Genomic DNA, 12036 nt, shown 5'->3' on the forward strand with positions numbered 1-12036 from the left:
TCCGGCCGTTACGATGACGCCAGCTTCGGCCGGCCGTAGATCGCGTCCGCCCGCTTCTCGAATGCGGTGGAGAACCGCGCGAAGGCGGCATCGAACATCGAGCCCATCAGCATCGCCAGCATGCGGCTCCTGAACTCATAGGCAAGGAAGAAGCCGACGTCGCAGACGTCATTGCCGTCCTGCTGGCCTTTCGGCTCGAACGTCCAGCGGTTCTCGAGCTTGCTGAACGGGCCCTGCAGGTATTCGACCAAAATCTTGAGATTGGCGCGGTCGAGCGTCACGCGGCTGGTGAAGGATTCCTTGACCAGCTTGAACGACACGGTCATGTCGGCGACCAGCACCTCGGTGCTGTCGGGTTTCGCCATGCGCTGGCGCACCTTCAGCGCGCTGCACAGCGGCACGAACTCGGGGTAGCGCTCGACGTCGGCGACCAGATCAAACATCTCGGACGCGCTGTGATGGACACGGCGCTTGCTCGAAAATTTGGGCATGGCGGTTCAGCGGGCGCTAGCTGCCCGCGCGGCCTTCAGTTTCGCAAAGTCCTCGCCGGCGTGATGCGACGAGCGGGTGAGCGGGCTCGCCGACACCATCAGGAAGCCCTTGGTGTAGGCGACCTTCTCGTAAGAACTGAACTCGTCCGGCGGCACGTAACGCATCACGGCGTGATGTTTGCGGGTCGGCTGGAGATATTGCCCGATGGTCAGGAAGTCGACCTCGGCGGAGCGCAAATCGTCCATCACCTGGAGCACCTCGTGGCGCTCCTCGCCGAGGCCGACCATGATGCCTGATTTGGTGAAGATGGTGGGATCGATCTCCTTGACCCGCTGCAACAGCCGGATCGAGTGGAAGTAGCGCGCGCCGGGCCGCACGGTGAGATAGCGCCCGGGCACGGTCTCCAGATTGTGGTTGAAGACGTCGGGCTTCGCCGCGACGACGACCTCGAGCGCAGCTTCCTTGCGCAGGAAGTCCGGCGTCAGGATCTCGATGGTGGTCGAGGGGCACGCCGTCCGGATCGCACGAATGGTCTCTGCGAAATGCTCGGCGCCGCCGTCGGCGAGATCGTCGCGGTCAACCGAGGTGATGACGACGTGGGCGAGGCCGAGCTTGGCGACGGCCTCGGCGACGTTCTGCGGCTCGGCTGCGTCCAGCGCGTTGGGCAGGCCGGTCTTGACGTTGCAGAAGGCGCAGGCCCGGGTGCAGGTGTCACCCATGATCATGAAGGTCGCGTGCTTCTTGTCCCAGCACTCGCCGATGTTCGGGCAGCCGGCCTCCTCGCATACCGTGTGCAGCCCGTTGGCGCGCACGATGTTGCGAGTGTCGGCATAGCCACGTGTGTTGGGCGCGCGAACGCGGATCCAGTCCGGCTTCGGCGGCGAAGCGGAGTCAGGGCGATTCACCTTTTCGGGGTGGCGCGGCCGCAACGGGTTGGAGATAGTGTCGACAATAACGACCATGGGCTGTCCGGTCTGTTCAGGTCCCTACCTAGTCGGTCTGGCTGGCTGCCGCAACCCGGCTCGCTCCGCTTCAGGGAACATGGCAAATATGGGCAATATCCTGCTCTGTTCTCTGGCGATTCTCACCTCGAATGGCTCCAGCATCGAAGACTTCCACGGCGCGGCTTGGCAAGGTCCTGAAGCGGGCCTTTTTCGACCGCAGCGTCCACGAGGTCGCGCCTGACCTGATCGGTGCCACCATGCTGGTGGATGGCGTCGGCGGCATCATCGTCGAGGTCGAGGCCTATCATCATACCGACCCGGCCGCGCATTCCTACAACGGCCCGACGCCGCGGAACCGGATCATGTTCGGCCCGCCGGGCTTTGCTTATGTCTACCGTTCCTACGGCATCCACTGGTGCGTCAACTTCGTCTGCGAGGAGGAAGGCTCGGCCAGCGCCGTGCTGATCCGCGCGATCGAGCCGACGCATGGTCTGGCGGCGATGCGCCGCCGCCGTCATCTCCAGGATGTGCACGCGCTGTGCTCGGGCCCGGGCAAGCTGACCGAGGCGCTCGGCATCACCATCGCGCACAATGCCCTGCCCCTCGACCGCCCGCCGATCGCGCTGCACGCGCGGACGGAGGATGTCGAGGTGGTGGCCGGCATCCGGATCGGCATCACCAAGGCGGTGGAGCTGCCCTGGCGCTATGGCGTCAGGGGCTCGAAATTTTTGAGCAAGCCGTTCCCGAAGTAGTTGTCGTTCCGGGGCGCGTCGAAGACGCGAACTACGGTGCGCAATTGCGCACCTGAGTTCGATGCTGCGCATCGCCCCCGGAATGACGGTCCTCTTAGGTCGCCTGTTTCAGCCGCTCCAGCGCCTCGAGCAGCTTGGCCTTGCGGGCCAGCGCCGCCTCGCGCTTCTCGCGCTCTTCCTCGACGACCTCCTCGGCCGCGTTGGCGACGAACTTTTCGTTGGCGAGCTTGGACTCGGCGCGCTTGATGTCGGCGTCGGCCTTGCCGATCTCCTTGTCGAGGCGCGCCCGCTCGGCGGCGACATCGATGACGCCCTTAAGCGGCAGCGCAGCCACCTCGCCGCGCACCAGCAGCTGCACAGCGCCATCAGGTGCGCGGTCGGCAAAGGAGATATCAGACAGGCGTGCCATGCGTTTGATGACGTCGGTCCAGCGCGGCGCGCGCTCCTTCGTTTCAGTCGAGGCACCGGCGAGCACCAGCGCCGTCAGCGTCGCCGGCGCAATGTTCATCTCGGCACGCACCGAACGGATCTGCGTGACGAGGTCGATCACCCAGCCGATCTCGGCTTCGGCCTTGGGATCGGTGAAGTCGGCATGGTCGAAGATCGGCATGACCAGCGCCGGCGAGACCAGCGGATCGGTGGGACCTGCCGCAGCCGCCAGGATCGCCAGCTGCTCCGGCGACGGATCGGCCGGCTTCAGCGGCCATGGCGCCAGCGCGAGCAGGCCGTCGCGCTTGGCCGTAACCTCCCACAGTTCCTCCGTGATGAAGGGCATGAAGGGGTGCAGCAGCTTGAGGATCTCGTCGCGCGCCCAGGCGACCATGGCGCGGGTCTCGTCCTTGGCGGGGCTGTCCGGACCAAGCAGCACCGGCTTGGCGAGCTCGACATACCAGTCGCAATAGACGTTCCAGACGAAGCGGTAGATCGCGCCTGCCGCATCATTGAAGCGATAGGCCTCGATCGCCTCGGTCACCTCGCGCGTGGTGTGCGCGCTCTCATGCGCGATCCAGCGGTTCAGCGTTTCCTTCGCCTTCGCCGGCTCGAAACCGTCGGGCACCGTGCAATGGTTCATCTCGGCAAAGCGCGAGGCGTTCCAAAGCTTGGTCGCGAAGTTGCGGTAGCCCTCGACGCGGCTGGTCGCGAGCTTGATGTCGCGCCCCTGCGCCGCCATCGCGGCCAGCGTGAAGCGCAGCGCGTCGGCCCCATACTCGTCGATCAGGTGGAGCGGATCGATGACGTTGCCCTTCGACTTCGACATTTTGGCGCCCTTCTCGTCGCGGACGAGGGCGTGGATGTAGATGGTCGAGAACGGCACCTCCTTCATGAAGTGCAGGCCCATCATCATCATGCGGGCGACCCAGAAGAAGATGATGTCGAAGCCGGTGACCAGTGCGTTGGTCGGATAGTAGCGCTGCACCTCGGGCGCGTCTTCAGGCCAGCCGAGCGTCGAGAACGGCCACAGCGCCGAGGAGAACCAAGTATCGAGCACATCCTCGTCGCGCGTGATGAAGCCCTCGCGCTTGTTGCGGTCGAGCGCCATCTCGCGGCCCTGCTCGACCGTGATGACTTCCTGCTCGACGTAATAGCCGAGCGCGTGGCTGACGGCCTCCTCCTCGGTCTCGGCGACGAACACCTTGCCGTCGGGGCCGTACCAGGCCGGGATCTGATGGCCCCACCAGAGCTGGCGCGAGATGCACCAGGGCTGGATGTTCTCCATCCACTCGAAATAGGTCTTTTCCCAGTTCTTCGGCACGAATTCCGTATCACCCGAACGCACTGCTGCGATCGCCGGTTTTGCGAGTGTCTTGGCGTCGACGTACCACTGATCGGTCAGATACGGCTCGATCACGCTGCCGGAGCGGTCGCCGTGCGGCACCATGTGGGTGTGCGGCTCGATCCGCTCGACGAAGCCGAAGGATTCCAGCCGCTCGACGATGCGCTTGCGCGCGGCAAAGCGGTCGACCTTATGAAACTCCTCGGCGAATTGCGCAGTGCCTTCCGGCAGGTCGCGCAGGTAGTCCTCGTTGCCGACAAGGTCGAGGCAACCTTCCTTGTCCAGCACGCTGATGCGGCGCAGGCCGTGGCGATTGCCGACCTCGAAATCGTTGAAGTCGTGCGCCGGCGTCACCTTCACCGCGCCCGAGCCCTTCTCCGGATCGGAGTATTCGTCGGCGACGATTTTGATCTTGCGGCCGACCAGCGGCAAGATGACGTTCTTGCCGACCAGCTTCTGATAGCGCTCGTCCTCCGGATGCACGGCAACGCCGGTATCGCCGAGCATGGTCTCCGGGCGCGTCGTCGCGACGACGATGAAGGTCGTGGGATCCTCGGGATTGAAGGTCTTGCCTTCGATCGGATAGCGCAGATACCAGAGGTGGCCCTTCACCTCGGTCTGCTGCACTTCGAGATCGGAGATCGCGGTGAGCAGCTTGGTGTCCCAGTTCACCAGGCGCTTGTCCTTGTAGATCAGGCCGTCGCGATGCAGTTCGACGAACACCTTGATGACGGCCTTGGACAGGCCCTCATCCATGGTGAAGCGCTCGCGCGACCAGTCGCAGGAGGCGCCGAGCCGCTTGAGCTGGTTGATGATGGTGTCGCCGCTCTCGGCCTTCCACTGCCAGACCCGCTCCAGAAACTTCTCGCGGCCCATCTCGCGGCGGCCGGGCTGCTGGCGTTCCATCAGCTGCCGCTCGACCACCATCTGGGTCGCGATGCCGGCATGGTCGGTGCCGGGCTGCCACAGCACGTCGCGGCCGCGCATGCGCTCGAAGCGGCACAGGATGTCCTGGAGTGTATTGTTGAGGGCGTGACCCATATGCAGCGAGCCCGTCACGTTTGGCGGCGGGATCACGATGGTAAAGGGCACGGCGTCTCGGCGGTCGGGGCGGCCGGCCTTGAAGGCAAGGCCGTCCTCCCACACCACGGACATGCGGGCTTCGATATCGGCGGGCTGGTAATTTTTTTCGATCATGGGGCTGCTAGAAAGCCGCGCGCGGGGTTCAAGTCAACGGAAAGCTCAGCGGCGAAAGGGCTCTCCGCCCCCATCCGCAGGCCGAATATGACGCAGGAGCAGGGCTTTATCGGGGCCGCACGGCCACGCTCAGCGGCCGCCGCGCGAGACCCGCTCGATTTCGGCCTTCACGATGCGTTCCACGAGGCCCGGCAGGTTGTCGTCGAGCCAGGACTTCAGCATCGGGCGCAGCATTTCCTTGACCAGATCCTCCAGCGTCCGCGCATTGCTGCTGAGCACGGTATGGGCCAGAGAGTTGAAGGCGGATTCGACCGCCGAGACCGTCGATTGCGCCAGGATCGGCTGCTGCGGCGGCACAGGCGGCGCATCGAAGTCCACCGGCGCATAGGACGGTGACGGCGTCGGGCGCGGCGGCGGCGATTCGGCGAATTCCAGATCGTCGCGCGGCTCGACCTTACGGAAGCTCGGCGGGGGCGGCGTCGGCGCCGGATCCATCGCCATCTCGTCGGTCAGTTCGAGCACGTCGGACTCGGGCTCAGGCTCCGGCGCCCGGACCTCGGGCGCAGGCGTGGCCGCGTCGAGCCCCGCCAGCAGCGCGTCGATGTCGTCCTGGCTGTTCGGTCCGGCATCCGCCGCAGGCGCAGGCGGTGGAGGCGGCGCCGGAGCCGGAGCCGGCTTTGCAGCCGGCGGCGGCGCAGGCTTCTCAGCGGCGGGCTTTGCGGGAGCGACCTTGGTTGGCGGAATGTCGTTCATCGCCTGCGGCTTCGGCGCGGCGGGCGCCGCGGCCTTCTCGGGTTTGGCAGCTTCGGCCGGCGGCGGCTTGGCCTCGTCGTCGGCAATGATGCGCCGGATCGAGGCCAGAATCTCCTCCATCGAGGGTTCTGTGACCTTTGCAGGCTGCGTCATCTCCGACTCCACATCATCAACGCCCTCGCATGCGTTGTTTTACACCAAGCACGACAGGATTGGCCGGTTCCGCAACGGACGCTCCGACATTTTCGTCGCGAGAGCCCGACTTGTCCCCAGTTCACGGTTCAACGTGCGGTGTGCGCCCCTGCCCTCGGCAATCAAGCCTTACGCACACGACATCGGTGCGGCGCGAATCGACCCGCATCGTCTTGGCAAGGCTATGTCAGGGATTTTGATGATTGCAAGCAAAGCGCCGGTCGGCCTAACTGTTTGCGAGGCCAACCGGACACTTACGGGACTTCAGCGTCCGTCAGGCGTGCGCACGCCGGCCCAGCTGTCGCGGACCTGCTGGTAGTGCACGCTGGGATCGTACACCGTGGTGTTGAGACCGAGCACCTGAGGTGCGAGACGGCCGACCGCGTTGAGCACCGAATAGGACGCGACGACGCGGTCATGCTGGGCCGTGACGAGAGCAACGCGCGCGTTCACCAGCGCCTGTTGCGCATTGAGCACGTCGAGCGTGGTGCGCTGGCCGGCCTTGGCTTCCTCGCGCACGCCGTTCAGCGCGATCTCGGAGGCCGTCACCTGCGCCTGCGCGGACTTCACCTGCGCCTTGCCGGCTTCCAACTGGCCCCAGGCCTGCACGACGTTGGCGCGGGTCTGGTCACGCGTGGTTTCGAGATTCAGGCGCTGCTGCGCCAAATTCTCTTTCGATTGGCGGATCAGCGAATATTCTCCGCCACCCTGATAGATCGGCACCGAGGCTGTCGCGATGGCGGAGGCGGTCGTCGTCCGGAAGACCGTCAGGGTCTGTTCGGTCGACTGGCTCACGGCAGCCTGAACGGTCAGCGTAGGCAGCAGCGCGCCTTCGTTGATCTTGACCTGGAGATAGTTGACGTCGATGCCGAACATCGCAGCCGTGACGTTGGGGTTCTCCACCAGGCTGAGATTGACCGCGGAGGCGAGCGTCCGGGGTAGAAAGCGATCGACTGGCGAGCCTGGCGCAAGGACCGCGGGCTCATTGCCGATGATCCGGCGGAAGTTCGCGCGTGTCGTCGTGAGATTCGATTCGGCGGTCAGGGCTTGCGTCCTGCCGGCAGCCAGCTGCGCTTCGGATTGTGCCACATCCGTGCGCGTGACCTCGCCGACATTGAAACGGTCGCGCGTTTGCTTCAGCGTCTGCTCAAGCACGCGCACGTTGCTGCGCTGGACCTCGAGGGTGGCGGAGTCACGAAGATAGTCCATGTAGGCTGTCGCAGCCTGGAGCAGCACCGTCTGCTCGAGCACACGCAACGCCTCGCGCGACCCCGAGACCTGGCTCTCCGCCGCGCGCGTCCTGTTGGCGGTCTGATTGCCGTTGTAGAGCGTCTGGTTGACGGTCAGACTGGCGCTGTTGGGTTGAAGGGGCCCGGAGGTAAAGGGCGAGGCGCTATAGATCGACGGGCCCTTCTGCGTTTGTTGGATATCCTGATATTGATACCCGCTGCTGAGGCTCAAATTGACCTTGGGGCGGTAGCCCGACAAAGCCTGCGGCACGTTCTCGTCGGTCGAGCGCACCTGGGCACGCTGTGCGTTGAGCTGCGGGTTGTTCTGATAGGCGCGCACCAAGGCGGCCTCGATCGTGTCCGCCAAGGCAGGCGCCGGCCCGGCAAGTGCCAGCAACACGACCGAAACCGCAGCTCCGGTGAAGAGCTTCACCCCATGCATCCCTGAAATTCCGTTCATCCTAACGCCCATCTCGTGCCCGCGAGCTGGGTTACCGTCTACCGAGTGGAGTCGTTGCCCCGCCGCAACATAGGACGCGGATTGGCGCAACGGAACCACCTCAAGGCAGTTCCCAGTGGAAACTCTTCACGTGCAGCATCCCGGCCACACTAATGATTCAGAACGGGATTTTAACAGGGTTTGAGCCGTCAGAAAACGAAACTGGGGGCGCGCTCCAGCCCGGGAAGCACCGGAGCGGCGGCATCGAACAGCGACCGATGGCCGAATTCTCCGTGGGTACGGGTCACAATGATGGCCCGCGGCGGCCTGGACTGGGCCGACACACCCACCAGACGCCCGCCCTCCCTGAGCTGCCCGAGCAGCCCGTCCGGCGTCACCTCGGTGGCGCCATTGAGGATGATCACGTCATAGGGAGCGGCAGACGCATCACCCTCGGCGCAGGATGCGGCCTTGCAGGTGACGTTGGCGACGCCAGCCAGCGTGTCCTTGGCCTTCGCGGCCAGGGCCGAATCGCATTCCGTTGCGGTAACCTGGCGCGCGAGCCTGGCGGCGAGCGCCGCGAGATAGCCGGTGGCGCAGCCGACGACCAGAACGTTGTCGTCCTCGCTGATCTCTGCGGCCTGGAGCAGCTTGCCGGTCAGCTGAGGCTTGATCAGGAAGCGCTTGGTGCCGCCCTCGCTCACGTCGAGATCGAGGTCGAGATAGGCCAAGGCCTGCCTGCTGGCCGGCACGAACGCCTCGCGCGGAACCGTGAGCATGGCGTCAAGGACGCGGCGATCAGTGACGTCACTGGTGCGCACCTGGCCATCGACCATTTTGAGGCGCGCGGTCGAGAAACCGGACATTTGCGGACCCTGCAATGCGGACGATGCCGCCGACGAAAGTTGGCGGCATCTTTGGAACAGGCTCCGCCAAAACGCAACAGTCCGTGCACCCGGGCAAGCCCAGGCTGTGCAGGTCACGGCACAAGCGGCGCTGGGCTATTCGATCGTGACCGCGAGCCGACCGATCAGCGCGGCGACCTCGTCGAGCCGAGCCGAATCGGGCGTCTCGACCGCACGCGCCAGACGGGCGAGGCATTCATCATCGCTGAGCTCGGGAACGTCAGCCGGCATCATCGAGGGAGCCATGTGGGCACGGTCGATCTGGATGTCGGGCATGGGAATCAGCTCCGTAAGAGTCCGGCCCTCGAAACCTCGATTTGAATTAAGTCGATTTGGCGCCACCGCCGCGGCGCGACGGCGAGCGTCCACACAAGCGCTTGAACGCGATTCCGCGCCTGATTGAGATGATCGGAGTTAAGATGGTGCTGAAGCGATATCGCGCATCATGTCAGGATGCGACAGCAAGTTATTGCGAATACAACGAAATTTGGCTCCCCGGGCTGGATTCGAACCAGCGACCATCCGATTAACAGTCGGATGCTCTACCGCTGAGCTACCGAGGAAAAGGGCGAACCAGTCGTTCGCGCGGGGTGCGTATAACAAAGCCGCTTGCGCTTGCAAAGGACGAATTCGACATCATCGGCAACGCGGGTAAGGAAGGGCCGGGACGCGGCCCCCCTTTCGGAGCAAGTCAGGTGCGCTTACTCGGCGACGAACGAGGTGGTCTTGGTGCCGGGGTCGTCGCGCAGCCGCAGCGCAGTGAACTTGCAGAGGTTGACGTTTTTTCCTGAGCACGGCCTTCATATGAAATCCCCGATCGAAACCGGCTTTCAGCGCCTACGTCGGTCGGCGCAGGCGCCGCAGCAACAAATGGCATTGCTCGAAAGATTCGTCCGGAGTGCGATCGAAACGTTCACCACGCGATCGATCTACACTCCGGAACGTGGCGCGACGCGCAGGGGCAGTTCATATCGATTCGAATTCTCCGCAGCATAACGCCGGCCGAAGCTGATATCCTATCGATCTTCGAGTCATTCAGTGCGATCGTTTGACAGAGATATGACGTTCCAGCGACGCATCTGCTTTCGGGATCCGCGGTACCGTCACCGGCCTTCCACAACATATCCGCAGCATATCCACAGGCTGATCACGGCGGATTCGCCAATGCCCGCGAGCTACTTGCTGCGCACAAATCAACAGGCTGCAGTCAGCCGCCGGCCTGGTTGAACACGGAGCGGCAAGCCTCGCTCAGGCTGGCGCGGTTGCGCCGCAGGCAGGCGGTGATGGCGCGAACATTGGGGATTTCACCGGCGCAGAGACGGTAGACGTCGGGGGTGCAGGCCCGGCGCTGCTCGGGTGTGCCCTGCGCCTGGGCGGCGGAGGCAAACAGCGTGAGAAACAATCCGACCGTCGAGGCGCGACGCGCCCGGCTCCTCACACCCGCAAACCGCAAGAACCGCGCCTTCATGACCAGTCTCCCGTTCTGCCCTGCCCGACCGGCCTGTATTGGCCGGTGTGTGTGAAGGGGTAGGAGAAATAATCCGCTGAGGATGTGATCTCATTCACACTGGCGATGCGCCCGGGCTGCCTAAAATTTCCGTGGGGATTTTCAGGAATCGCTAACCAATCGGGCCGCGATCGTCGGATCGGTAAAATTCGAACGATCGGCTCAATTAGGAAACAAACCGGCTTTGCGACATTCGCCTTCCGAATTGCCGGAGGGTGCGATGAGCGAAGCCGAATTCAACTTGATGCTGGATGCCGTCCGGGACGCCATGGTCCATCAGGATTTCGCGCCCGCGCCGGAGGCGGAATTCGTGCCCCGCTCGTGGAGCTTCAAGGCGGCGCCCAAGCAAACTCTGAGGGCCGCGAATGACAACGAGGGCGCCTGGCCCCTGCTGCCGTTTCCGGACGACTGGTACGCGGCCTGCTGAGGTCCCTTTCCACCATGAGCCGATGCGCCCGCGATCTGCGGGCGTTTTGCTGTCGACCAGGCCCCGAGCCCGACGCGGTCGCGATCAGGTCTTGACGCGCTCCTCGCCGTCCAGCGGCGCCCGATCCGGCGCGGCCGGCGGAAAAATGCTGTCATAGATCGCGCGCGTCTTGCGGATCAGGCGGGCCCGCTCCAGCTCGGATTTCGAGACAAGTCGGACGATGTGGCCCACGGGTGCTCCAGCGCTCGTTGATGGGGAATGCACTTCGCAGTGCGAAGTGTATGCCATCAAGCCTGAAATGCTGGTTTCGGCCGAACCCCGGGCAAATCCGATGGCGGCGTCCCGCCTCACCCCGGCGGGGGCTGGCGCGCAGTATCGGCGAAGCCCCCGCGACGACACAAATTTTGCTGGAAGATCAGAAGCTTGCGATGGAGGCCACGTCCGGAATTGAACCGGAGTACACGGTTTTGCAGACCGTTGCGTAACCACTCCGCCACGTGGCCCCGTCAGGGCGGAGCAATATAGGGGATCAATGGCTTAGGCAACCCCGAGCGGGCGCCAAGGTTTTCACTCCGCCCCTGTCAGCAGGATCGCGCGGTTGCACGTCGTCTTGGTCAGCTCGACGTCGTGTCCACTATCCGTCCGCCCGGCACGGGGCAATCAATCGTACAGATGAGTGGGCCGGTCAGGCTGATTTGCGACGCCTGAAGTCGCGCCGGCGGCCTTTCGGGGCAGGTTTGGGTGCCAGTTCCGGCATCTCGGCCTGGACCTCGCGGTAGCGCGTCAACAGCCGTTCAAAACTCGCGTGCAGCGTGTCGGCGATGTCAGGACGCCGCTCGAGGCCGGCCAGGATCGTCGCCGCCGCCTCGATGGTGGAGAGCCCGTCCTTCCGCGGCTCTTTGCGCAGGCGTCCATACCGCGACGGATGCGCCGGGTTGAGGATCACGCGCTGGCACTTGAGCATCCACGGATTGCGCCACCACAGCGCCTTGGCTTGGCTCCAGGTGCCGTCGAGCAGCACGACGCCTTCGAGCTTGCCGAGGATGGCGCGCTGGTTCTCAGCGACCTCGCCCTTGCGGCTGAGCGCCACGATCTCACCTTCCGCGTCGAGATCGGCGGCGCGTGCCGAGCCGAGATAGAGCACAGCCCAGTGCGATGCATTCTCGACCGGCCGGCCCAGCGCCTTGGACAGGCTCGGCCAGGACAGACCGACCCGCACGGTGGCATCTTCAAAGTGCTTGGCCAGCAGCCGCGCGGTGCCGAGCGCCCTGTCCTGCTCCTGCGGATGCTGGAGGATCAGGAGCGAGAGCCGGTTCTTGATTTGCGTGACGCTATCGCAGATGCACAGCGGCATCGGCTTCTGGCAATGCGGGCATTCGGGGATCGGATCGGCCGGCGCTGCGGCTGTAGGGTTCGACATGGTCG

The 12036-nt window shown here is 64.5% G+C and carries 12 protein-coding genes and 2 tRNA genes; 2 read left to right on the forward strand and 12 right to left on the reverse strand.

What is annotated here, in order from left to right; all coding sequences use genetic code 11:
- Positions 1–8: 8 nt before the first annotated feature.
- Positions 9–491: a type II toxin-antitoxin system RatA family toxin gene (locus JJB99_RS19835; RefSeq protein ID WP_200494022.1), complete on the reverse strand. Its 483-nt coding sequence runs from the start codon at positions 489–491 to the stop codon at positions 9–11.
- A gap of 6 nt (positions 492–497) precedes the next feature.
- On the reverse strand, positions 498–1454 hold the full coding sequence (lipA, locus tag JJB99_RS19840) for a lipoyl synthase (RefSeq protein WP_200494023.1): 957 nt from the start codon (positions 1452–1454) through the stop codon (positions 498–500).
- 131 nt (positions 1455–1585) lie between these two features.
- Between lipA and JJB99_RS19845 the strand changes: the two genes are divergently transcribed.
- Positions 1586–2188, forward strand: coding sequence for a DNA-3-methyladenine glycosylase (locus JJB99_RS19845; protein WP_200494024.1), 603 nt, complete (start codon positions 1586–1588; stop codon positions 2186–2188).
- 94 nt (positions 2189–2282) lie between these two features.
- On the opposite strand, the gene JJB99_RS19850 is transcribed toward JJB99_RS19845, so the two are convergent.
- From JJB99_RS19850 to JJB99_RS19880, 7 genes are all read right to left on the reverse strand, one after another.
- Entirely contained in the window at positions 2283–5159 is a 2877-nt protein-coding gene (locus JJB99_RS19850) for a valine--tRNA ligase (protein WP_200494025.1), read from the reverse strand.
- Between the two features lie 129 nt (positions 5160–5288).
- Positions 5289–6065 (reverse strand): PopZ family protein, encoded by a 777-nt coding sequence (locus JJB99_RS19855; RefSeq protein ID WP_200494026.1) that lies wholly within the window; start codon positions 6063–6065, stop codon positions 5289–5291.
- A 303-nt stretch (positions 6066–6368) separates the two neighbouring features.
- A complete protein-coding gene (locus JJB99_RS19860) occupies positions 6369–7775 on the reverse strand; it encodes a TolC family outer membrane protein (protein WP_200494027.1) in 1407 nt (468 codons plus the stop codon).
- A gap of 206 nt (positions 7776–7981) precedes the next feature.
- Positions 7982–8638: a protein-L-isoaspartate O-methyltransferase family protein gene (locus JJB99_RS19865; RefSeq protein ID WP_200494028.1), complete on the reverse strand. Its 657-nt coding sequence runs from the start codon at positions 8636–8638 to the stop codon at positions 7982–7984.
- Between the two features lie 135 nt (positions 8639–8773).
- A complete protein-coding gene (locus JJB99_RS19870) occupies positions 8774–8953 on the reverse strand; it encodes a hypothetical protein (protein WP_200494029.1) in 180 nt (59 codons plus the stop codon).
- Positions 8954–9165: 212 nt separating this feature from the next.
- A tRNA-Asn gene (locus tag JJB99_RS19875) sits at positions 9166–9240 on the reverse strand.
- Positions 9241–9884: 644 nt separating this feature from the next.
- A complete protein-coding gene (locus JJB99_RS19880; protein ID WP_200494030.1) occupies positions 9885–10145 on the reverse strand; it encodes a hypothetical protein in 261 nt (86 codons plus the stop codon).
- A 259-nt stretch (positions 10146–10404) separates the two neighbouring features.
- Here JJB99_RS19880 and JJB99_RS19885 point away from each other — a divergent pair, with 259 nt between their 5' ends.
- Positions 10405–10611, forward strand: coding sequence for a hypothetical protein (locus JJB99_RS19885; protein ID WP_200494031.1), 207 nt, complete (start codon positions 10405–10407; stop codon positions 10609–10611).
- Positions 10612–10695: 84 nt separating this feature from the next.
- On the opposite strand, the gene JJB99_RS19890 is transcribed toward JJB99_RS19885, so the two are convergent.
- The 3 genes from JJB99_RS19890 to JJB99_RS19900 form a co-directional block, all read right to left on the reverse strand.
- Positions 10696–10842 carry a hypothetical protein gene (locus JJB99_RS19890; RefSeq protein ID WP_200494032.1) on the reverse strand — a complete coding sequence of 49 codons (147 nt, stop codon included), beginning with the start codon at positions 10840–10842 and terminating at the stop codon, positions 10696–10698.
- A 198-nt stretch (positions 10843–11040) separates the two neighbouring features.
- Positions 11041–11114 (reverse strand) — tRNA-Cys (locus JJB99_RS19895).
- Between the two features lie 182 nt (positions 11115–11296).
- Positions 11297–12031: a tRNA-uridine aminocarboxypropyltransferase gene (locus JJB99_RS19900; protein WP_200494033.1), complete on the reverse strand. Its 735-nt coding sequence runs from the start codon at positions 12029–12031 to the stop codon at positions 11297–11299.
- Positions 12032–12036: the final 5 nt, after the last annotated feature.

Origin of the sequence: Bradyrhizobium diazoefficiens (genome assembly GCF_016616235.1) — a bacterium.
GTDB lineage: Bacteria > Pseudomonadota > Alphaproteobacteria > Rhizobiales > Xanthobacteraceae > Bradyrhizobium > Bradyrhizobium diazoefficiens_H.